The 22011-nt window shown below is 75.2% G+C and carries 20 protein-coding genes and 1 tRNA gene; 11 read left to right on the forward strand and 10 right to left on the reverse strand.

The window, feature by feature from the left end:
* Window positions 1-277: 277 nt before the first annotated feature.
* A complete protein-coding gene (locus ACI798_RS00825) occupies window positions 278-1087 on the reverse strand; it encodes a glycerophosphodiester phosphodiesterase (RefSeq protein ID WP_457046927.1) in 810 nt (269 codons plus the stop codon).
* A gap of 762 nt (window positions 1088-1849) precedes the next feature.
* Here ACI798_RS00825 and ACI798_RS00830 point away from each other — a divergent pair.
* From ACI798_RS00830 to ACI798_RS00840, 3 genes are all read left to right on the forward strand, one after another.
* Window positions 1850-2605 carry a type 1 glutamine amidotransferase domain-containing protein gene (locus ACI798_RS00830; protein ID WP_457046928.1) on the forward strand — a complete coding sequence of 252 codons (756 nt, stop codon included), beginning with the start codon at window positions 1850-1852 and terminating at the stop codon, window positions 2603-2605.
* Between the two features lie 244 nt (window positions 2606-2849).
* Window positions 2850-3863 carry a response regulator transcription factor gene (locus ACI798_RS00835; RefSeq protein ID WP_457046929.1) on the forward strand — a complete coding sequence of 338 codons (1014 nt, stop codon included), beginning with the start codon at window positions 2850-2852 and terminating at the stop codon, window positions 3861-3863.
* 177 nt (window positions 3864-4040) lie between these two features.
* The gene (locus tag ACI798_RS00840) at window positions 4041-5363 is read left to right on the forward strand and encodes a DUF2254 domain-containing protein (RefSeq protein ID WP_457046930.1); all 1323 of its coding nucleotides are present in this window, start codon (window positions 4041-4043) and stop codon (window positions 5361-5363) included.
* On the opposite strand, the gene ACI798_RS00845 is transcribed toward ACI798_RS00840, so the two are convergent.
* The 4 genes from ACI798_RS00845 to ACI798_RS00860 all read right to left on the reverse strand — a co-directional run bounded on the left by ACI798_RS00845 (window position 5320) and on the right by ACI798_RS00860 (window position 8481).
* A complete protein-coding gene (locus ACI798_RS00845) occupies window positions 5320-5757 on the reverse strand; it encodes a hypothetical protein (protein ID WP_457046931.1) in 438 nt (145 codons plus the stop codon). The genes ACI798_RS00840 and ACI798_RS00845 overlap by 44 nt on opposite strands.
* A gap of 90 nt (window positions 5758-5847) precedes the next feature.
* Window positions 5848-6873: a response regulator transcription factor gene (locus tag ACI798_RS00850; RefSeq protein ID WP_457046932.1), complete on the reverse strand. Its 1026-nt coding sequence runs from the start codon at window positions 6871-6873 to the stop codon at window positions 5848-5850.
* 549 nt (window positions 6874-7422) lie between these two features.
* Window positions 7423-7495 (reverse strand) — tRNA-Ala (locus ACI798_RS00855).
* Window positions 7496-7590: 95 nt separating this feature from the next.
* Window positions 7591-8481: a M23 family metallopeptidase gene (locus tag ACI798_RS00860; RefSeq protein WP_457046933.1), complete on the reverse strand. Its 891-nt coding sequence runs from the start codon at window positions 8479-8481 to the stop codon at window positions 7591-7593.
* 539 nt (window positions 8482-9020) lie between these two features.
* Here ACI798_RS00860 and ACI798_RS00865 point away from each other — a divergent pair.
* Genes ACI798_RS00865 through ACI798_RS00880 form a run of 4 tightly spaced genes read left to right on the forward strand, consistent with a single transcriptional unit; the run spans window position 9021 to window position 13279 of the window.
* A complete protein-coding gene (locus ACI798_RS00865; protein WP_456941342.1) occupies window positions 9021-10574 on the forward strand; it encodes a mannitol dehydrogenase family protein in 1554 nt (517 codons plus the stop codon).
* Entirely contained in the window at window positions 10571-11350 is a 780-nt protein-coding gene (locus ACI798_RS00870; protein WP_457046934.1) for an HAD family hydrolase, read from the forward strand. The genes ACI798_RS00865 and ACI798_RS00870 overlap by 4 nt, the downstream gene beginning before the upstream one ends.
* Complete coding sequence (locus ACI798_RS00875; RefSeq protein WP_457046935.1) at window positions 11347-12474, forward strand: CDP-glycerol glycerophosphotransferase family protein; 1128 nt, start codon at window positions 11347-11349, stop codon at window positions 12472-12474. Before ACI798_RS00870 ends, ACI798_RS00875 begins: the two co-directional genes overlap by 4 nt.
* A complete protein-coding gene (locus tag ACI798_RS00880) occupies window positions 12461-13279 on the forward strand; it encodes a phosphocholine cytidylyltransferase family protein (protein WP_457046936.1) in 819 nt (272 codons plus the stop codon). The genes ACI798_RS00875 and ACI798_RS00880 overlap by 14 nt, the downstream gene beginning before the upstream one ends.
* A gap of 27 nt (window positions 13280-13306) precedes the next feature.
* Here ACI798_RS00880 and ACI798_RS00885 read toward each other — a convergent pair whose 3' ends face one another.
* Genes ACI798_RS00885 through ACI798_RS00905 form a run of 5 tightly spaced genes read right to left on the reverse strand, consistent with a single transcriptional unit; the run spans window position 13307 to window position 18284 of the window.
* Window positions 13307-14392 carry a hypothetical protein gene (locus tag ACI798_RS00885; protein ID WP_456941338.1) on the reverse strand — a complete coding sequence of 362 codons (1086 nt, stop codon included), beginning with the start codon at window positions 14390-14392 and terminating at the stop codon, window positions 13307-13309.
* On the reverse strand, window positions 14389-15072 hold the full coding sequence (locus ACI798_RS00890; RefSeq protein WP_457046937.1) for an SCO family protein: 684 nt from the start codon (window positions 15070-15072) through the stop codon (window positions 14389-14391). Before ACI798_RS00890 ends, ACI798_RS00885 begins: the two co-directional genes overlap by 4 nt.
* Window positions 15069-15812, reverse strand: coding sequence for a YcnI family copper-binding membrane protein (locus ACI798_RS00895; protein ID WP_457046938.1), 744 nt, complete (start codon window positions 15810-15812; stop codon window positions 15069-15071). Before ACI798_RS00895 ends, ACI798_RS00890 begins: the two co-directional genes overlap by 4 nt.
* A 31-nt stretch (window positions 15813-15843) precedes the next feature.
* Complete coding sequence (locus ACI798_RS00900) at window positions 15844-17643, reverse strand: copper resistance CopC/CopD family protein (RefSeq protein ID WP_457046939.1); 1800 nt, start codon at window positions 17641-17643, stop codon at window positions 15844-15846.
* Complete coding sequence (locus ACI798_RS00905) at window positions 17640-18284, reverse strand: zf-HC2 domain-containing protein (protein WP_457046940.1); 645 nt, start codon at window positions 18282-18284, stop codon at window positions 17640-17642. Before ACI798_RS00905 ends, ACI798_RS00900 begins: the two co-directional genes overlap by 4 nt.
* Before the next feature lie 68 nt (window positions 18285-18352).
* Here ACI798_RS00905 and ACI798_RS00910 point away from each other — a divergent pair, with 68 nt between their 5' ends.
* The 4 genes from ACI798_RS00910 (at window position 18353) to ACI798_RS00925 (ending at window position 21971) form a co-directional block, all read left to right on the forward strand.
* On the forward strand, window positions 18353-18910 hold the full coding sequence (locus ACI798_RS00910) for a sigma-70 family RNA polymerase sigma factor (RefSeq protein ID WP_456941333.1): 558 nt from the start codon (window positions 18353-18355) through the stop codon (window positions 18908-18910).
* Window positions 18911-19016: 106 nt separating this feature from the next.
* The gene (locus ACI798_RS00915) at window positions 19017-19634 is read left to right on the forward strand and encodes a DUF47 domain-containing protein (protein WP_456941332.1); all 618 of its coding nucleotides are present in this window, start codon (window positions 19017-19019) and stop codon (window positions 19632-19634) included.
* A 19-nt stretch (window positions 19635-19653) separates the two neighbouring features.
* Window positions 19654-20655 (forward strand): anion permease, encoded by a 1002-nt coding sequence (locus ACI798_RS00920; protein ID WP_456941331.1) that lies wholly within the window; start codon window positions 19654-19656, stop codon window positions 20653-20655.
* A gap of 302 nt (window positions 20656-20957) precedes the next feature.
* A complete protein-coding gene (locus ACI798_RS00925) occupies window positions 20958-21971 on the forward strand; it encodes a sulfite exporter TauE/SafE family protein (RefSeq protein WP_457046941.1) in 1014 nt (337 codons plus the stop codon).
* The last annotated feature ends 40 nt before the right edge of the window (window positions 21972-22011 follow it).

The following is a 22011-nucleotide window of genomic DNA, read 5'->3' on the forward strand; positions in this document are numbered from 1 at the left end:
GCCCCGTGGTCCGTGGTCGCCGAGCCGGCCGGTTGCCGGCTGCCTCAGCGGAACGCGATCACGTCGGCAGGGGCGGTCTCGAGGGCGGCGGAGCTGCCCACGGTTCAGACGACCTCCCCGTGGGGTGCAGGACCGCGTGACCAGCCTCGCCGGCACCGTCCCCGTCGTGATCGGCGGAACGGCGTGTGGTCCAGGATCCCCTCGGCGGCCCCGGCCACACTCGGCAGATCGACCGATCCCGGCGGTCGGCACTCCGCCGCACCTGCGTTCCGGGGCATCAGCGGTCCTCGGCCAGGGGGGAAGGGCTCAGAGCGACCAGCGCCTCCGGCAGGTCGTCGACGACCACGGCGTCGGCACCCGCGGAGACCAGTAACCGGGCCGACGCGATCTGCGGGCACCAGACCAGCAGCCGGCGGCCGCAGCGGTGGAGCAGGGACAGCAGCCTCGCCAGGACGCCCGAGTCGACCTGGCCGGCGGTCGTCTCCTCCCAGAGCGAGCCGACGTGGAGCGCGAGCACCTCGACGTCCATGTGGACGCAGGCCGCCACGGCCATCTCCACGGGGAAGCCGTGCCAGGTCAGCAGTCCGAGGGGCACCCGCGGCGCCGTCGCACGCAGGAGCCCCAGGGCTGCCGGGTCGAACGAGGAGACCATCAGCGGCCGCCGCGTCGCCTCCGCCGCCACGACCGGCGCGAGGAAGCCGGCGCTGGTGTGCTCGGGTGACCGCAGACAGTCGTCCATCGAGGACTTGAGGTCCAGGTTGAGCCCCACCTCGCGAGGGATCTCGTCCAGCAGGGTGCTCAGACGCAGCGTGCCGCGACGGTCGGCCTCCGCCCCCGTGACGTCGTCGAGCCGGGTGCCGTCCGGGTACACGGCGTCGTGCGCCACCACCAGGACGTCGTCGGCCAGGCGCTGGACGTCGGCTTCCACCCATCTCGCCCCGCTGCGCACGGCGGCGGCGAAGGAGCCGAGGGTGTTCTGCTGATGCCCGTCGACGATGCCGCAGCCGAGCCCGCGGTGCCCGATGATGGCAGGCCCCTCCCCGAACACGTCCGGGGGCACGGGTCGTGCCCGGCCGGCCGTGGTCACGGGTCCACTGCGAGGTGGACGCAGGTGCACCGTCTCGTCCGGAGGGGTCACCGACCGCAGCCCGCGAGGCTCCGACGGAGGGCGCAGCCGCCCCGTGACGCGAGATGGAGCACGCGGTCATCTCCCCCCGTGGCGTGGACGCGACCGCCGGCGTACCTGGCACGGCGTGCAGGTGCGGAGGTGCTACGAGAACGCCCGTTCCCGTCGGGCAGCCGCTCTCCAGGATGGTCGGGCCGGTGCCCGGGCGCCGTCGGCACAACTGCCCATCTTCGGCCCCGAGCGGCCGCCCGGAGCCGCTCCGGCCCGGGGTCGTGGCCGGGGCCGTGAACGAACGGCTCCACGCCCAACTCCTCGCTCGGACCGCCCGGGGGACTCCCTGCGGGACGGCCGACCCACCAGCGACGCCCGGCGCGCACCGGTGCCTCCCGATGGGCGTGTTCCAGGACGCCGAGGATCCCGGGTCGTTCCCGAGCGGGACGTCGTCCCGAACGCGCTCCCCGGGCCGGCTCCGACGGCCGCACCGGCTGCGGCGGACCCGCCGTGGGCCCACGTGCCTCAGCCGGGTGCTCCGGCCGCCCGGAGCAGGACGACGGGCTGATCGCGCGTCGGTCCGCCCGGGGACGTGTCCGGCTGTCGGGCGCGGGTACCCCGCTCACCGCCGAGCAGCCGGCCAGGTGAGAGCAACTCCGTGGCGCCCCGATCGAGGCTTCCGCCGCCGGGGGATCTCCGTCATCTCTCCGCCATCGAGCACCAGGAGACGACATGCCCACCAGACGCAGGCTCGAGGGCCGCACGCTCGCTGCCCTGGCGGCCGACGGCTTCGAGAAGGTGGAGCTGGTCGTTCCGCTGCGAGCCCTGAAGGCGGCCGGCGCCGAGGTGGACGTCGTGTCCCTGCGGCGCGGACGGATCCGCGGGGTGAACCTGCACATGCCGGCCAGCCGGGTCCGCGTGGACAAGACGATCGAGGAAGCCGATCCCGGCGACTACGACGGCCTGCTGTTGCCCGGTGGGTTCATCAATCCCGACCTCCTCCGGCAGTCCGCCCCGGCACGGGAGTTCGTTCGCGCCTTCGCCGCGAGTGCCAAGCCCATCGCCACCCTCTGTCATGGACCGTGGGTGCTCGCATCGGCGGGACTCGTGGACGGACGGACGCTCACCTCCTGGCCCGGGATCCGCGACGACCTGGTGAACGCGGGCGCCACGTGGCTCGATCAGGAGCTCGTCCGGGACGGGAACCTCACCACCAGCAGGGGGCCCCAGGACATAGCCGCCTTCATCCCCGGGATGCTCGACGCCTTCGCGGCGCCGTCGTCGGAGCCGGCGATGACGGCGCCGCGTCGTGAGTCCGATCGGCAGCGCGAGGCGCCCGTCGGCTGGGCCGTCGCCGCGCTGCGGTGGTCGCCGAGACCGTCGGCCGCCGCCGTGATGGGCATCGGCCTGGCTGCCGCCGCCCAGCGCGCCCTGCACGGCCCGGCCGCGCAGACCTGGAGGACCCGCACGGCGGGCCGTACTCGGTGACGTCCGCGATCGCGGCGGCTGAGGAGTACCTGAGCCGGCGCGGCTCCACGACCCACGCCGGTGCTCCGCAGTGCAGCCGCGTCGCCGGCACCGTTAGCCGGTACCTCAGACCACTGCGGCTCTTTCGTCATCGTGAACGGGACTACTCGGTCCCGCTTCGCGGTAACCGGGCCCACGGGGGTCAGGCTTCGGCGCCGTTGAACAGCCAGCGTGCCATGCCGAGGCTGCGGTCCCGGGAGCGCAGATGACCGAGACCGCGGGCCTCGAACTGGCCGAGGTCGCCGCCTCGACCAGCCCTCTTCCCCAACGCTCGCAGGAGATGTTGCAGAGCCTTCGCCGCCTCGTGCCGTTCGACGCCGCGTGGCTGGCCCTCGCCGAGCCGATGAGCAGCAGCTACACGTGCGTGGCCAGCACGGGCCTGGATCACCGCGCTCTCGAGTACTTGAGCGGTCCCAAGATGGCGCACGACATCGAGGTGACAGGGACCGACCGCGCCCGCCCTCCGTTGAGCGTGTCCGACCTGCCCTACTCGGCCGCAGACCTGCCGACATGGGCCGAGTGCCTCATGCCGGCCGACCTCCACGAGGCCCTGGCCGTTGCGCTCTTCGACAGAGGCCGGCGCCACGTCGGGTTCCTCGCGCTCCTCCACGGCAGCAAGGAGCCACCCTCCCCGGTCGTGCGGCGCCGGTTGCACCAGATGACCCGTGTCCTGGCACAGGGGATCGACCCGTTGCGCTCGCTGGCCGCGGCGGCGCGGGTGGTGCGGGGGGCGGCCGCCGGTGCGGTGCTGTGCCGCGACGGCGCCACCCGGCCGCTGCCCGGCCTCGACGGCGACGCACTGCTCGCCGAGGGATCGCCCGTCGTCACCGTCGCGCGTACGTGCATCGACGACGGCCGGGTGTTCGCGTCCTTCCTGTGGCCCCGCGGAGGACGCCATGCCCCGGACGGGCACGTCCGCGTGACCGTCCTGGCCGCTCCCGGAGAGGCATCCGCACGCCTGCTCGGAACGGTCGTCCTCTCCCCCGTGACCCACCTGCGGGGGCTGACGCCGCGCGAGCTCGAGGTGCTCGGGTTGCTGGTCGACGGGTGTACCAACCAGCAGATCGCCCGCGCGCTGGTCGTGGCCCCGCGTACGGTCGCTGCCCACCTCGAGCACGTCCTGGTCAAGCTCGATGCGCCCACGAGGACGCTCGCCGCGGTGCGGGCCGAGCGCGAAGGCCTCTACGTGCCCGTGATCCCGTCGCCCTGCCGGACCTGAATCGGGCGTTCTGCCGATGGAGCTGCCCCGTCCGCATCGGTTCCATGGGAGCACCTGGCGCGCCCCGAGGTCGCCGGGTCGAGCACGTCCGCACGAGCGCATCCGCCCACACGGAGGGGAGAGCATGACCGAGTACGAGTCGTGCGTCCAGGCGGCGGACCTGCAGGCCTCCAGCGCATGAGTTGGCTGCGGCTCCAGCGCTTCGTCCGCACCAGCATGTGGCTGCTGCCGGTCGGCTGCCTGGCCGCGGGCGCCCTCCTCGCCGTCGGGACGCTCGCCGTGGACCGGGCGACGGGCTACCGGCTGGTCCCGCAGAGCCTGACGGGGACGCCGTCCGACGCCCAGACGATCCTGTCCTCCTTCGCCACCGCCATGGTGTCGCTGACCAGCCTCGTCCTGACGGTCACCCTGGTCGCGGTCCAGCTGGCGATGGGACAGTTCTCGCCCCGCATCGTGGGGGCACTGCTCAACGACCGGTTCAGCCAGTTGGCGATCGGACTGTTCGGCGCGACCTTCCTGGTCGCGGTGCTGACCCTCCGCGAGATCCGCGGCTCCGACACCGGCACCGTGCCCGGACTGTCGATGCTGCTGTGCTACCTCCTGATGCTCGCCAGCATCGTCGTGCTCGTCCTGTTCGTGCACCACGCCGGCCAGGGCCTGCGGGTCGCCGGACTGATCGACCTCGTCGGCGACCGGAGCCGCGAGTTCATCGTCCGCGAGCACGGGGAGCGGCCCGTCGTCACCGGCGGCCCGGACGAGATGGTCGCCGCGCAACCCGGCAACGTGATCCGCGTCGACCGGCCGGCGTTGGTCGCCGCGGCCCGGCAGGCGGACTGCGTGCTGGAGCTGGTCCCCGTCGTCGGGGACTTCGTCGTCGGCGGCGCGCCGCTGGTCCGGGTGCACCCGGGCACCCGGTCGCCGGTGAGCGCCGACGGCCCCTGGGCCGGTCGGCTCCGGGCCACCGACGTCACCCGCCACGTCCTGCTCGGCCCGGAGCGCGTGCACACCGAGGACCTCGCCTACGGCTTCCGTAAGCTCGTCGACATCGCCGTGCGGTCGATCGCACAGCCGTTCAACGACCCCACGACGACGGTCCAGGCGCTGCACCGGCTGCACGACCTGCTGCGCCAGATGGCCGCTCGCCCCCTGCCCTGCGGTGAACACCGAGACGAGGACGGCGTGGTGCGCCTGCTCGAGCGGACCCTCAGCTGGGACGGCTACGTCCGGCTGGCGTTCGACGAGATCCGACTGGCCGGGGCGTCGGAGCCGCAGGTGACCCGGAAGATGTGCGCGGCGCTGGCCGACCTCGAGAGCGTGGCACCGCTCGACCGGCAGGAACCGCTGGACCGCCAGCTCCGGCTGCTGCACGCCGCCGTCCGGCGCGCCCACGAGGACGAGGAGGACGTCGTCGCAGCGCTCACCCCGGACACCGAGGGCATCGGGTCGGGGGCCGACGTCACCGCCGCGCCACGATCTCGGTCGGCTCGCGGATCCCGCTGAGCCGCCCGGGTGCCGGCCGACCCGTCATCGGCGGCCGGTCGCCCTGGGTGGACCGCTCGAGGGCTCTCGGTCCGGGATCGGGCCACAGGCACTGAGTCCATCCGCCTCCGTCGGCCGGCTGCCGGGCGACCTCGGCGAGCACCGCCGACCCGGCGGCCAGCAGCGGATGGGCGGGCAGCCCGGGCAGAGGCAGTGGCCGGCCGACGCGGGCGAGCACGACCCCGGCGGTCGCGCCCCCCACCAGGCGCGCTCCAGCCACGATGGAGCGCATCGGATCGAGCGCATGCCCGAGCGTCGGGGCCAGCGGCAGAGGCACGTGCGTGCGGTACTCCGGGTCGAGCAGGCCGATCCAGCCGGCCTCGAACGGCACCACCCGGCGCAGCGCGGCCAGCACCGCCTGCGTCCGCTCCTCCAGCTCACCGCTCCAGTCCCGGCCGCGATCGCGACCACCTCGGCCGCGACCTGGACCCCGACTGGGGGCAGCTCAGCCATGCCCGGTTCCGTGGCGGCCGATCACGAGGGAGGGCGGCACGAACAGGCCCACCCGCTCCGCGCGCACCGCGGCGAGGGTCCGGGACGGCGCCGCCAGCTTGACCAGGATGCGCTCCAGGTGCGCGGCGACGGTGCGCGGGGCGACGACCAGTGCGCGGGCGATCGCCACGTTGGACGCCCCCTCGACCAGCAGCCCCAGGACCTCGAGTTCGCGCGGCGTGAGCCCGCGCAGGTCCCCGGGCGGTGACACCAGCACCAGCCCGGTCAGATGGAGCGGCAGGTCTGCGGGAGGAGCCATCGCGGTGATGCGCAGGTGTCCGTGCGGGGCGTGCCGGCCGCCCAGTGGCCACAGGAAGGACGTGTATCTCCGGCCGGCGGCGAGGTGCTCGCAGGCGGCGATCAGCGCCGGCGAGCCGACGGCGAGCAGCGCGTGCCCGTCCAGCAGCGCGATCTCGCCGTCGGCGTGGAGCACCACCCCGCCCCCCGCTCCCCGCACCAGGCCGGCGGCCGTGGTCAGGGAGCGCAGCGGGTCGATCGCGTGGGTGAGCGCCGCGGTGACCCGGGCCAGGACCGGGCGCATCCGCGGCAACGGCGACTGCACCCCGTCCGTCACCAGCGCGAGATAGCCGACCTGGCGCCGGTCGGGCGCGAACAGGGACACGGCCATCGAGTCGCGGTAGCCCGCGGGGAGCAGCTGGTCGGCCCAGGTGGGCAGTTCCTCGACCGGGTAGGGCAGGTCCGACGGGCTGATCGGAGCGGTGGCACGGTGGCTGCTGGTCACCTCGACGTCGCGGATGTGCGCGGGGCTCTCGAGGAACGCCACGATCGAGTCGGTGAGATCCGCGCTGGCCAACGTGGTGTAGACCGGGTGGTACAGGTCGGTGAGGGCCAGCCACGCGCCCTCGAACGGAACGCCGCGGCGGAGCACCGCCAACAGCTGCTCGGCCCGGCGGGGCAGCGGGTCGGCGGAGGTGGCCACCTCGGTGATCTCCCGACCGACGACCGCGTCGTCCCGCATGGTGACTCCCCTCGTCCGGCGGGTGAGCTGCCCGGGGGTCGTCGAGGACCGCGCACCTCGGCCTGCGCCGACGCCGACCGACGGTGTGCCGGCCCGCCCCGCGGCGGCCGGCCGATGCCGCCCACCGCCGCACGGGGGCGCGCCGAACGCTACGCCCCGCCAGATCCGCGAAGGTGCTCCCCGGCGTCGGTCTCGGGGCGACCGGTACGCAGCGCCACGGCAGATGGCAGGGGATACCGAGAACCTGCAGCTGATCGCAGCCGGGACCCGGCCCGAAGGGCTGCCTTCGGGACATCGGAGGGCACGCGTGCGGGCTCGAAGGCGAACGCGACCGGGTCGTCATCTCAGGTGCTCGGTGACGCACAGGTGCAGACGACCACGGACACCTGCAACCGCGTGATGCCCGCACTCGGACGCGACCCGGCAGGGCCCATGGGGGCCGCGCGCTCTGGGAGTGGGCCGGGTCCGCAGTGGCACCAGCGGCCTCCACGGTGGCACCAGAGACGACCCAGGCCGCTCTCCCGGAGGAGAACGGCCTGGTCATCGGGGTGGAGCTGAGGGGACTCGAACCCCTGACCCCCACACTGCCAGTGTGGTGCGCTACCAGCTGCGCCACAGCCCCGTTCCTCGGCCCGCCCGGTCTCGCTCGGGCCACGGAGAACTATACGACGTCCGGAACGGCCCCCTGCGACGGGGGGTCGTCCCGCGCGTCGCGGGTCAGACCTCGACCCCGCGCTCGGCCAGCCACGGCACCGGGTCGATCTTGCGCCCGTTCATCCCGCCCCGGTGCACCTCGAAGTGCAGGTGCGGCCCGGTGGACTGGCCGCGGTTGCCCAGCAGCGCGATCGTCTCGCCGGCCTCCACGAACTGGCCGGGCTCGACGAGGATCTCGTCCATGTGGCCGTAGACGGTCACGTCGCCGTTCTCGTGCAGGACGTAGACGGCCAGGCCGAAGCCGCTGGCCGCACCGGCCCGGACGACGACGCCGTCCATGGCTGCGTACTCCGGCGTCCCGATGGGGGCGGCCAGGTCGATGCCGTAGTGGAAGGTGCCCCACCGCGAGCCGAAGCCGCTGGTGAACCGCGCGCCGTCGACCGGCAGGACGGCCTTGGGCCGCGCCGCTTCCCGGGCGGCTTCCGCGGCGGCCTCCGCGGCGGCGGCCTCGGCCGCGGCCCGCTCCGCGCGGCTGGCCGCGACCTCCTGCAGGCGCGCCTGCGCCTCCGCCTCGGTGATCGAGGCCATCGGCATGACCTCGACGGACTCCTCGCCGGTGGCCAGCTCCATCTGCGCGCCGAGCACCGGCGTCGAGCCGGCCTCCGCCGCGGACCCGCCGGGCACCCCGACGACGCCGGCGCCGATCGCGCCGGCCACGAGCGCGGCGAGCAGCAGCTGCGGACGGCGGGCGCGCACGCCGCGACGGCGGGCGCGCGGCGTAGCGACCTCGGCGGTGACGGGCTCGGTCACCGTGGCGGGGACCGGCAGGGCGGCGGTGTCCGGTGCGGAGCCGGCGTCGTCGACGGCGTCGTCGACGGCGGACCGCGGGACGGGGAGGGCGGCGGGGCGGACCGGCGGGAAGCCGCGCAGCGGGGAGACCGGGTGGTCCGACACACCCGGGGACCCGCCGTTCCGGGGACCGGGCACCCCCGTGGCGGAGCCGCTGGCGGGGCGGGTCAGCAGACCCGCATCACTCCGGTGACTGGCCAAGGCGCGTACCCCGCTCGCTCGTGGGAAGCGGCCCGTCCGGGCCCGATCGAGTCGTGTCGATCCAAACACACCGTGACCTGGTCGTGACCGGGAGTACGGCGTGTCCGCCGGTGACACGCCGTGTGCGCTGCGTCACGAGTGGCGGGTGGGTTTGGGACGACGCCGTTGCGGGGATGTCTCGTCTTCCGGCGTGGAGCAGCACGCGCCGGTCCGACGGGGACCGCCGGGCCGACGCCGGCTCCGCACGGCACCCGCGTGCCCACGCTCCGCGGGCGTCGTCGCGACCCACCGGCGCGACCCACCGCAGCACCGCCCCGCCAGATCCGTCCGCCCCTCCGTGTGCGCCCGGATCGACCGGCGTGGTCCCATGATCGTTCTCCGCCGCGCGCGGGGGCGGCCGGCCCTGCGCCGGCCCCGCACGGACAGGAAGGACCGATGCCTCGATGGCACAGCCCGAGCGCTCCCCGCGGCACCTCCCGCGGGCGGGCACGGCCGCGCAGCCGACGGCACTGCCCGTCGGCCGCGTCCGGCCGCTGACCGCGGCGACGCTCGAGCAGCACGGGGCCCGGCTGACCGTCCCCACCTACCACCGGGCGTCCCTGACGCCGTCGGTCGTGCACATGAGCGTGGGCGGGTTCTCCCGCGCGCACCAGCTCATCTACTTCGACGAGGTCGCCCAGCAGCGGATCTCCACGGACTGGGGCGTCGTGGGCGTCGGCCTGCGCGCCCGGCGGCTGCGGGAGGCCCTCGCGCCGCAGGACAACCTCTACACCGTCGTCGAGCGCAGCCCCGACGGCGAGCGCGCCCGGGTGGTCGGCGTCCTCACCGACTACCTGTTCGCCCCCGACGCCCCGGCCGCGGTCCTCGACCGGCTCAGCGACCCGCGCACCCGCGTGGTCACCATGACGATCACCGACGCCGGGTACCTCCTCGACCCCACGACCGGCGTCTTCACCCCCGACGACGACGTCCGGCACGACCTCGCGCACCCCGGCACCCCGCGCACCGTCTTCGGGTTCCTCGTCGAGGCCCTCGACCGCCGTCGCCGGGCCGGCACCCCGCCGTTCACCGTCGTCTCCTGCGACAACCTGCACCGCAACGGCGACGCCACCCGCACCGCGGTCACCGGGCTCGCCGCGCTGCGGGACGAGGTCCTCGCCCGGTGGATCGCCGACCGCGTCGCCTTCCCCAGCAGCATGGTCGACCGGATCACCCCGCAGACGACGCCCGAGGAGCGCGAGGCGATCGCCCGCCGGCACGGCATCGACGACCGCTGGCCGGTCGTCACCGAGCCCTTCTCGCAGTGGGTGATCGAGGACTCCTTCTGCAACGGCCGCCCGCCGCTGGACGCGGTCGGCGTCCGGTTCGTCCGCGACGTCACCGACCACGAGCTGATGAAGACCCGTCTGCTCAACGCCAGTCACTCCGCGCTCGGCTACCTCGGCACGCTGGCCGGGTACGAGCGGATCGACGTGCTCATGGGCGACCCGGTGTTCGCCGCCTACGCCGCCCGGCTCATGGACGCCGAGGTCACCCCGCTGATCCCCGTGCCGGAGGGCATCGACCTGGACGAGTACAAGGCCACGCTGCTGCAGCGCTTCGCCAACCCGGCCATCGCCGACCGGCTGTCCCGGCTGTGCCGCCGCGGGTCGACCAAGCTGCCGCACCACCTGCTGCCCTCGCTCCGCCAGGCCCTGGCCGAGGACCGCCCGCACGCGCTGCTCACCCTCGCCCTGGCCGGCTGGGTCCGCTACCTGCAGCGGGTCGACGAGCACGGCCGGTCGCTGCCGATCGAGGACGACCACGGGCCGCGCCTGCAGGCCCTGGCCCGCGCCGGGGGCGACGACCCGCGCCTCCTGCTGGCCGACGAGCCGGTCTTCGGCGACCTCGGCTCGGTCCCCGGGTTCGCCGACGAGCTGGCCGACGCCGTGCTCCGGCTCCGGTGCGACGGCGTCCGGGAGACCGTCGCCGCCGTCACCGCCGCGAGCGCCCGGTGAGCGCGCCCCGCACCGGCGGGGCGGCCGCGGTGCTCCCCCGCGAGGTCGTCGCGGGCCTGACCGCGCTGCTCTGCGACGCCGACGGCAACCTCTTCCCCTCCGAGGAGCCGGCCTTCGTCGCCTCCGCCGAGGTCACCAACCGCTTCCTCGCCGAGCTCGGCGACGCACGCCGGTACACCCCGGAGGAGCTGCGCCTGGCCACGACCGGGATGAACTTCCGGACGACGTCGCGCCGGCTGGCCGCCGAGGCCGGCCGCCCGGAGGTCGACGTCGAGCTGTGGGTGGCCGAGGAGAAGCGCGCGGTCACCGCGTACCTCGGCGAGCACCTGCGCCCGCACGGGCCGACGAGCGCCGCGCTCACCGCGCTCGCCCCGCACCTGCGGCTGGCCGCGGTCAGCTCCAGCGCGCTGGCCCGGCTGGCCGCCTGCTTCACCGCCACGGACCTGGACGGGCTCATCCCGCCGGCGGCCCGGTTCAGCGCCGAGGACTCGCTGGCGGTGCCCACGAGCAAGCCCGACCCGGCGGTGTACCTGTACGCCTGCGAGCACCTGGGGATCGCCCCGGAGCAGGGCCTCGCCGTCGAGGACTCCGTCCCCGGGGCACTCTCCGCGGTCCGCGCGGGTTGTCCCACGGTGGGGAACCTGCTGTTCGTCCAGCCCACCGAGCGCGCCGAGCGGGAGGCCGCGCTCTGGGAGGCCGGCGTGCTCGCCGTCGTCTCGTCCTGGCAGGAGCTCGCCGACCTGCTGCTGCCCGTCCTGACCGGAGGTGGTCGATGAGGATCGTCTACACCAGCTTCCGCGGCCTGTTCTCCGACAGTCCGCGGGCGATCTACGAGGCACTGGTGGCCCGCGGCGACGACGTCACGCACACGTGGCTGACCGCGCCGGTCGCCGAGTCCGCCTTCCCGGCCGACGTCGAGACCGTGCCGTTCGGCAGCCCGGACAGCATCGCCGCGCTCGAGTCCGCCGACGTCGTCGTGTCCAACGACCACGTGCCGCTGGACTGGGAGAAGCGCCCGGGCGCCTTCTACCTGCAGACCTGGCACGGCACCCCGCTCAAGCGGATCCACAACGACGTCCTCTGGGCGCCGGAGGGCCGGCTGGCCTACCTGGAGCACGACATCGCCCGCTGGGACGCGATGCTCTCCCCCAACGCCTACAGCACCGGCCGGTTCCGTCAGGCCTTCGGCTTCCGCGGGCCGGTGCACGAGACCGGCTACCCCCGCAACGACCTGCTCTCCAGCCCCGACCGGGACGCGGTGCGGGCGCGGGTGCGGGCCGGGCTCGGCATCGACGACGACGCCCGCGTCGTCCTCTACACCCCCACCTGGCGCGACGACCTGGTGTTCGAGGGCATCGGGGAGCGCGACTTCCACTTCCCGGTGGACCTCGCCGACTTCACCGACCGGCTCGGCAAGGACCACGTGCTGCTGCTGCGGCTGCACAACATGGTCTCCGACCGGCTGGAGTCGATCGACGGGCTCCCGGTGCAGGACGTCTCGTCGTACCCGGACATCCGCGACCTGTACCTGGCCGCCGACGTGCTGGTCACCGACTACTCGTCGACGATGTTCGACTTCGCGGTCACCGGGAAGCCGATCCTGCTGTTCCCCTACGACCTCGACGAGTACCGCGACCGGCTGCGCGGGTTCTACGTGCCGCTGGAGGAGGTCGCGCCCGGGCCGATCGTGACGGCCAGCGAGGACCTGGTCGCCGCCCTCGCCGACCTGGACGCCGTCACCGCGGAGCACGCCGACCGCTACGAGTCCTTCCGCGAGACCTACACCTCCCTCGAGGACGGCAACGCCACCGGGCGCGTCCTCGACCTGTTCTTCCCGCCCGGCGGTCCCGCCGGCGCGGCTGCTCCGACCCGAGGAGGGGACGACAGTGCGCATCGCTGACCTCGTGCCGACCCGGGGACCCGGCCGCAGGACCGCAGCCGCCCGGCCGGCTGCCCGCCCGCAGCCGTTCCCGCCGCAGGTGGTCGTCCTGGCCGCCGGGATGGGCACCCGCCTGGGGCGCCCGCTGCCCAAGCCGCTGACCCCGCTGGTGGACGGCCGCAGCATCCTGCACCGCCAGCTGGACACGCTCGCGCAGGTCTTCGGGCCCGCCGTCGACGTCACCGCCGTCGTCGGCTTCCAGTGCGAGCTGCTCATGCAGGCCGCGCCGGACCTGCGCTTCGCCTACAACCCGCACTTCGCGCGGACCAACACCTCCAAGAGCCTGCTGCGCGGCCTGCGGACCACCCGCCAGGGCGGCGTGCTGTGGCTCAACGGCGACGTCGTGTTCGACGCCGCGGTGCTGGAGGCCGTGGTGCCCGCGCTGGAGGCCGACGAGAGCTTCGTGTGCGTCGACACCTCCACCGTCGCCGACGAGGAGGTCAAGTACACCCTCGACGGCGAGGGCTTCATCGCCGAGCTGTCCAAGACGGTGAAGGGCGGCCTGGGTGAGGCCGTGGGCATCAACCACGTCTCGTCCGCCGACAAGGCCGTGCTGGTCGAGCACCTCGACGCCTGCGGCGACCAGGACTACTTCGAGCGCGGCATGGAGACGGCGATCGTCGAGGCCGGCGTGCGGTTCCGTCCGGTGGACATCTCGCGGTGGGCCGCCGTCGAGGTCGACTTCGAGGCCGACCTGGACAGGGCCAACGCGATGCTCTCCGGCGACCGCCCGCACCTGCACCCGGTCCCCGACGGCACCGCCTAGCCGGAACGGCCCCGCGGCCCCGGCCGGTCAGGCGACCGGCTGGGGCTCCGGGGCGGGGTCCTGCGGGCGGGTGCGCTCCGGGTCGCGGAAGCGCCGGGCCGCGGCCAGCCCGCCGACGACGAGCCCGGCACCACCCGCGACCAGGACGGCGACCGCCACCCGGGCGAGCGGCGCCGGGCCGCCGGTGGCCACGTGCGCGCTCCACAGCACGTCGACGTCGGGCAGGCCCTGCACCAGCAGCAGCCAGCCGAGCACGACCGCGCACAGCCCGGCCACGACCCCGCGACCGCGCCGGGCGGCGACCCAGCCGAGCGCGGCCACCAGCGCCGCGGTGACCGCGGGCAGCAGCGCGGACACCACCGCCGCCGCGTGCGAGGACACCGTCACCGGGGGCTCGGGCGTGCTCGCCGCGTGCCACAGCGCGGCGGCCCCGCCCGCGGCCAGCGCCCAGCCCAGCGGCCGCGGCGACCGGGCCAGCAGGCCGGCGGCCGCGACGGCGGCGGCCAGCGCCAGGTGCAGTCCCCAGGTGAGCGCCGTCGGCGGCGGCGGGCTCCAGGTGAGCACGCCGCGCACGGTCACCGCGGTGTCGCCGTGCCGCAGCGGGACGGTCCAGGCGAACACCGTCTGCGCGCGGTCCGGGTCGGCCGCGACCGCCGGGGGCAGCTGCTCCTCGCTCATCCAGTGCGTGCGGTGGTCGTGCCAGGTGTACTGCGGCTCGGTGGAGACGCGCACCCACTCCGGCTCCGCCCGCGGGTCGGCGTCCGCGGGCAGCGTGACCCGGCCGTAGCGGTCGAGGTTGATGTAGGTGGCCGGGCTGTGCGCGTTGCGCCAGACGCCGTCCGGGCCGATCCGCAGGTAGGGCTCGTCGGAGTAGCCCGGCACGGTCACCTCGGTGCCGGTGGTGTTCACCAGCTCCAGGGAGTCCCCGAACTCGAGCACCCGCACGCTCACGCCGGGCACCGGCGGCTGCACCGAGGTGACCCGGCCGTCGAAGTCGCTGCCCGCGACCTCCCCGCCGACGTGCGCCTGCGCCGGCCCGGCGAGGGCGAGGGCGGCCAGCACGCCGAGCACGACCACCAGCAGCCGCGCGCCGGCGGCGGCCGGGCGGCTCACGCGGCGTCGGCGACCGCGGCCAGGTCGCCGGCGATGTCCCGCGCGGTGTTGCCGGCGTCGAACGCGACGTGCGCCTGGTCGTCGGCGCCGTAGAGCAGCAGCAGCGAGCTGTGCAGCCGGCCGTCCTCCTCGGCCAGCGGCACGCCGGCCGACAGCTGCGCCTGGTCGATCGCGTCCTGGCCGCCGGTCAGCCCGACGAACTGCGTGGGCAGGTCGGCGTCGAACCGGTCCAGGTACTCCCCCAGCACCTGCGGGGTGTCGGTGGCCGGGTCGGTGGTCACGAACACCACCTGCACCTGCTCGGCCAGCGCCGGGTCGGTGTCGCGCAGGGCGAGGGCGACGTCGGCCATGGTCGTCGGGCAGATGTCGGGGCAGTTCGTGTAGCCGAAGAACAGCAGCGTCGGGCGGCCCGCCGTCACCGAGGCGAAGTCGTAGGACGCGCCGGTCTGGTCGGTCAGGGTGAACGAGGGCCGCTGGTAGGGGTCGGGCAGGTCGAGGCCGGCGTAGGTGTCGTCGGGCCCCTCCACCGTGGCGAGGGAGCCGCCCGTGTGGTCCCCGTCGGCATGGGAGTGGCCCTCGGCGGCTGACGCCTGGTCCCCGTCGTCGGAGCCGCAGGCGGACAGCGCCAGGCCGGCGGCGAGGAGCAGCGCGGCGCTCCGGCCGCGTCCGGGAGCGGTCACGAGGACACGGTACGTCGGCCCGCGCGGTACCCGAGGACGACGCCCGCGACCCCGACGGCCAGCGCCAGGACGGCGAGGACCAGCGCGAGGACCGCCGGCGTGTCCGACGTCCCGCCGTCGGCCTGCTCGCCGGTGGCGGCCGCGGTGTCCGTGGCGGTCGTGTCACCGGTCCCGGCAGCGGTCCCGGAAGCGGTCAGCGTCAGGGTCGGCGCCGGGTTCTCCGGCTCCTCCTGGCCCTCGACGGTCGGCTCGATCCACGCCGACTCGGTGCCGTCGCTGTAGGTCTGCACGGTGGGGAACGACAGCGTGCCGGCGTCCGGGAACGGGCCACCGGACAGCGAGAACTCCTGGAACTGCCCGGGTGCGATCCCGCCGCCGGCGTCGGCGCGGAACTCGACCACCGACACGTAGCTGGTGATCTCCGTCCCGTGGTTGTCCACGGGCTCGGGGAGGTCGGAGGAGGTCGTGGTGACCGACCAGCCCGGCACCGGCAGGGTCCGCAGCGAGGTCAGTGCCTCGTCCTCCGGGATCGAGATGCGCACCGAGACGGTGCTCGCGGTGTCGCTCTCGTTGGGCACCCGGAAGGTCAGCTTCCCGTAGCCGCCGGGGGCGGCGTCGGCCGACGAGACCGTCACGTGCGCCGACGCGGTGGCGACGACCACGACGGACGCGACCAGGGCGGTCAGCACGGCGGCCAGGACGACACCGGCACGGGCCAGCGGTCGCAGGATGAGGGACACGGTTCTCCTTCTGTCGGTCCGGGGAGGGGTCTCAGCGCACCGGGACGTCGGTGCTGGCGGTGGTGGCGGTGAACTCGTCGAGCCGGACGCTGACGGCGACGGTCCAGGTGCCGGCGCCCGGGATGGACATCCCGTCGGCCACCCAGTGGCCGGGGCCGGCGGGCTCGAGGTCGACGTCGAGCGGGCCGATCTCCTGCTCGGGCTCGGTGAGCGTCACGCGCAGGTCGGCCGGCTGGGCCAGCTGCCCGTCGTCGTCGAACAGGTAGAGGTGCAGCGTGTTGGCGCCCGGGCGGGCCGGGTCGATCGACAGCTGGACGCTGCCGGACTCCCCCGCCGACGACTGCAGCGGCAGGGTGACGTCGACCGGCTGGGCGGCCGCGGCGCGGGCCGGCGGGGTGCCCACCAGCACCGCGGACAGCACCAGCACGGCGGCGGCGACGGCGGCCTCGACCAGGATCGTGCGGCGCAGCGGCGCGACGTCCTCGACGGCGCCGCGGGCCTGCACGTCGGCACGGGCGCGGGCGGCCTCGGCGACCGCCGGCTCCCCGGCGCCGGGGGCGGCGAAGGCGTGCGCGGTCACCCGGCGGCGGCCGCCCGGCCGCGGCCGGGCGAGGCCCAGGTGCTGCTGCACCCACACCCGCGAGACGCCGGCGGCGGCCAGCAGCAGCAGGACCAGCGCGAGCTTGGCCAGCAGGACCCAGCCGTAGGTCGTGGAGACCAGCGCGGCCGGCGAGCCGACCTCGCGCACCGACTGGACGACGCCGGTGACCACCAGCGCGGCCACCGAGCCGGAGGCGATCCGCGACCACCGCGGCAGCGCCGCGGCCAGCTCCCCGGCCTCGACGCCGGGCCGCAGCAGCCCGGCCAGCAGCGCGGCCAGCCCGCCCAGCCACAGCGCCATGGCCGCGACGTGCACCGCGGTGACGGCGGTGGCGAACACCGGCACGCTGCCGGCCACCGGGTGCCCGACCGCCGCGGTGGTGAGGACGACCCCGGCGCCGAGGACGGCCGGGCCCACCGCCTCCGCCGGCCGCGGCGCGGCCCCCCGGCGCCACAGCGGCACCAGCAGCGCGGCGAGCAGCAAGGCGAGGGCGCCGCGGCCGAGCGTGGTGAGGCCGTAGGCCGAGGAGCCGGTGGCGGCCAACAGCGCCGGGTCGACCAGCGACCCGAGCCCCGCCCCGGCCGTGTACGGGCCCTGCAGCAGGAAGGTCAGCACCGCGGCCCCCGCGACCGTCCCCAGCCCGGCCGTGGTCAGCCGCCGCATCCGACGCGAGGCCCAGCCGGCGGGCCAGCACAACAGCAGGAACGCCGGGACCCCCAGACCCACGGCCTCGCCGGCGAACCCGAGGGAGCGCGCGGCCGGCAGCGCGGCGGCCACGAGCGGGTCGGCGTCGGGGTCGGCGGCGACCGCCCCGGCGTCGGCCAGCGCCCCGTCGCCGACGACGAAGGCGTACGCCCCGCTCACCGGGTGCGAGTCGGCGGAGACCACCCGGTAGGTGACGACGTAGCTGGCGTCGGGCAGGTCACCGCGCAGCGGGATGGTCACCGTGTCGTCCTGCACCGACGCGGCGCCGGTGTCCACGCGCTCGCCGTCGTCGCCGAGGACGCGGGCGTAGCCGGCGCCCAGGGACACGCCCTCGGTGAAGCGCAGGGTGACCTGGCCGGGCACCGCGTCGAGGCGGGCGCCCTCCCCCGGGTCGGTGGAGACCAGCTCGGCGTGCGCGGCGGCGGGGCCGGCGGTGGCCACGCCGAGGCCCAGCCAGCCGGCGAGCAGCACGAGCAGCAGCAGGGCCGGCCGCGGCGAGCGGCGGGCCGGGACGGCGGGGGTCACGCGACCACCCGCCGGCCCGCGGCGGGCGCGGCCGCCCGCCGCGGCCGCTGCCGCCAGGCGACGACGGCGATGAGCACGACGCCGGCGAGCAGCAGCAGGTGCGCGGCGGCGCGGTCGGCGTGCACGTGCCCGGCCTGCAGGTCGCGCACCGTGGTGACGGTCAGCAGGACGGCGAAGGTGGCCAGGAACGGCAGCGCCCCCGCGGCCAGCCGGGGCGCGGCGGCGACGGCGAGGAAGGCGGCCGCGACGGCGAGGTTCCACGCGCCGGTCTCGTGCGCCACGTGCACCGGCGCGCTCATCGCCGCGGCGCCCCCGGACAGCGCCGGCCACGCCAGCCCGGCCTGCGCCACGCCCACGGCCAGCAGCGCCAGCCGCAGCGCCGACCGCGCCAGCCGGGCACGCGCGGCGGCCGCGGTGCCGGGCAGCTGCCCCGGCAGCGCGCCGAGGACGGCGGCGGTGAGGTCGGGCACCGGCGGCGCGGGGGCCAGCCGCGCCCGGCGGGTCACCGCCTCCGCGGCGTCGGCCCACCCGGCGCACGCGGGGCACGCGGCGAGGTGGCGGTCGAGGTCGGCGGCGGGCACGCCGAGCGGCTCGCCGTCGAGTCGTGCGGAGACCGCCTCGCGGAAGGGGGCACACTGCATGTCGTCGTAGTCGTCACGGAGGGCCCGTCCGGTTCCCGGGACCGGCCCGGATGTGACGGAGGGAACACGTGGACGAGCTCGCGCGGGTCGCGGCGGCCGCCGTCGACGGCGACCCCCTCGCCGCGGCGACCCTCGTGCGGTCCACCCAGTCCGACGTCTGGCGGCTGTGCGCCGCGCTCGGCGATCGGGACTCCGCCGACGACCTGACCCAGGAGACCTACGCCCGCGCCTTCGCCACGCTGCACCGCTTCGAGGGCCGCTCCTCGCTGCGGACGTGGCTGCTGGCGATCGCCCGGCGGGTCTGCGCCGACGCCGTCCGCTCGCGGCGCCGCCGGCGGCTCACCCTGGTCCGCGACGACGCCGACCTCGAGGCCCTCGGCCGCGGCGACGACGCCGACCGGGTGGGCGAGGGCGCCGCCGTCACCGACCTGCTGGGCCGGCTGGACCCCGACCGCCGGGAGGCCTTCGCGCTCACCCAACTGCTCGGGCTCTCCTACGCCGAGGCCGCCGAGGTGGCCGGCTGCCCGGTGGGGACCGTCCGCTCGCGGGTCGCCCGGGCCCGCGCCGACCTGGTCGAGGCGCTCGGCGGGAGTGCGCAGGAGGAGCCGGACGCGGCGCGCGGGTGAACCTGCGCTGAACCGCGGGTGAACGGGTACCTATGCTGCCCGACGGCCGTGCGACCGCTCATCCGCGGCGGGCGCCCTCCCGACACCCGCCGATCCGGAGCCCCTCGTGCCCTTCAGCCTGACCCCCAAGGACCAGAGCTTCTACACCCTGTTCAGCGACTCGGCGCAGAACCTGGTCGCGGCCACCGACGTCCTGGGCGAGTTCCTCCACGACCACGCCCGCCGGACCGAGCTCGCCGACCGGCTGCGCGACCTCGAGCACACCGGGGACCAGTCGACACACGCGATCTTCCGGCAGCTGAACTCCAGCTTCGTGACGCCGTTCGACCGCGAGGACATCTACAGCCTGGCCAGTCACCTCGACGACGTCATGGACTACGTCGAGGCCGCCGCCGACCTCGTCGTCCTCACCGGGCTGGGCACCCTGCCGGCCGAGATGAGCCAGCAGACGGCGCTGCTGCAGCGCGCCGCGGAGACCACCGCCGAGGCGATGCCGCGGCTGCAGACGATGAAGGGCCTCCCCGACTACTGGATCGAGGTCAACCGCATCGAGAACGAGGCCGACAAGCTCTACCGGCGGCTGCTGTCCCGGCTCTACAGCGGCGAGTTCGAGGCACTGGAGGTCCTCCGGCTCAAGGAGGTGGCCGACCAGCTCGAGGAGGCCGCCGACGCGTTCGAGAAGGTGGCCAACGTCGTCGAGTCCATCGCGGTCAAGGAGTCCTGAGCTCCGTGGACCTCTTCTGATGGACGCGGCCTTCGTCGCGCTGGTCGTCATCGTCGTCGTCGCCCTGGCCTTCGACTACACCAACGGGTTCCACGACGCCGCCAACGCCATCGCCGTCGCCGTCTCGACCAAGGCGCTGACGCCGCGGGTGGCGCTGGCGCTGGCGGCGGTGATGAACCTGGTCGGCGCCCTGCTGTCCACCGAGGTCGCCAAGACCGTCGGCGCCGGGATCATCGAGGCGCCGACCGGGACCGGCGGGCTGGAGATCGTCTTCGCCGCGCTGGTCGGCGCGATCGCCTGGAACCTGATCACCTGGTACTTCGGGCTGCCGTCGTCGTCCTCGCACGCGCTGATCGGCGGCCTGGTGGGCGCCGCGCTGGCCGCGGCCCACGACGTCCAGTGGCTGGGCGTCGTCGACAAGGTCGTCATCCCGATGGTCGTGTCGCCGCTGGTCGGCTTCGGCCTCGGCTACCTGTTCATGCTGGCCCTCCTGTGGACCTTCCGGAGCGCCAACGTCACCCGCGCCAACCGCGGGTTCCGCTACGCGCAGATCGTCAGCTCCGCGACCATGGCGCTCGGCCACGGCCTGCAGGACGCCCAGAAGACGATGGGGATCATCACGCTGGCGCTGTTCACCGCCGGGGAGATCGACGGCTTCGAGGTGCCGCTGTGGGTCGTGCTCGCCGCGGCCCTCGCGATCAGCGCGGGCACCTACGCCGGCGGGTTCCGCATCATGCGCACGATGGGCCGGCGGATCATCCAGCTCACCCCGGCCGGCGGCTTCGCCGCCCAGACCGTGGCCTCCGGCGTCATGGTGACGACGGCGACCGTGTTCGCCGTGCCGGTCTCGACCACCCACATCACGACGACGTCGATCATGGGCGTCGGGTCGACGCGGCGGCTGTCGGCGGTCCGCTGGGGCGTGGCCGGCAACATCGTCGTCGCGTGGATCGTCACCCTGCCGGCCGCCGGTGCGGTGGCCGCGCTGGCGTACTTCCTCACCGGCCTCGTCGTCGGCTGACGCCGCCGCTCCCCTGACCGGGGAGGTCACCCCGCGAGGCGCTCGCGGGGTGACCTCCGTCTCGTCGACCCCCCTGCTGGCATATCCCGATCGATCTGGTAGACATAGTCCTCGTGGCGGCGACGGCGGTGCTCCTGGTGGGGCGGATCCACGTCGACCTGCTGCGCGTCTGCACGGCCACCTGTCCGGGCCGCTGACGCCCGCGCCCTCCTGGGCGCCCCTCTCCTCGCACGACCCGCGTCGAGTCGCGCCCTGACGCGCGCCCGCGGCCCGTCTCCCAGCCGGACAGGAGCCCCACCCCCGTGAAGACCTTGATCGTGCTCGCCCTCGCCGGGCTGGGCGCCCAGCTCGTCGACGGCAGCCTGGGCATGGCCTACGGCGTCACCTCGACGACGCTGCTGCTCGCCTTCGGCACCAACCCCGCCGCCGCGTCGGCGACCGTGCACTTCGCCGAGATCGGCACCAGCCTGATGTCGGGCGTCGCCCACTGGAAGTTCGGCAACGTCGACTGGAAGGTGGTCGCCAAGGTCGGCGTCCCCGGCGCCGTCGGCGCCTTCGTCGGCGCGAACGTCCTCTCCAGCCTCTCCACCGAGGTCGCCGCCCCGGTGATGTCGCTCATCCTGCTGTCCCTGGGCGTCTACCTGCTCGTCCGCTTCACCCTGCGCGGCATCGACCGCCGCAACATCGGCCGGCCGGTGCGCAAGCGCTTCCTCGCCCCGCTCGGTCTGGTGGCCGGCTTCGTCGATGCCACCGGCGGTGGCGGCTGGGGCCCGGTCGGCACCCCGGCGCTGCTGGCCAGCGGCCGCATGGAGCCGCGCAAGGTCATCGGCTCGATCGACACCTCCGAGTTCCTCGTCGCGCTGGCCGCCAGCCTGGGCTTCCTCCTCGCGCTCGGGTCGCAGGGCATCGACTTCGTGTGGGCGCTGGGCCTGCTCGCCGGCGGCCTGGTCGCCGCGCCGATCGCCGCCTGGCTGGTCCGGCACGTGCCGCCGCGGCTGCTCGGCTCCCTGGTCGGCGGCATGATCATCCTGACCAACACCCGCACGCTGCTGCGGAGCGACTGGATCGACGCCTCCGACCCGGTCCGCTACTCGGTCTACGCGGTCATCTACCTGGTCTGGGCCGCCGCCGTCGCCCACTCCTTCCGCCAGTACCGCAAGGACCGCGTGCAGGAGTCGGCCGACGCCCTCGCCGCCGAGGCCGCCCTGCTGGCCGAGGAGGAGCACCTGCACACGCCGGACGCGGCGGACGCCGCGGACGCCGCGGACCTCGAGCGCAGCCTCCGCGCCGGCCGCCCCGCCGACCCGCGCGACTAGGGGCACCTCACGGGAGGCCCCGTCCGGCACCTGCTGGGCG

Source organism: Geodermatophilus sp. SYSU D01045 (assembly GCF_054050295.1).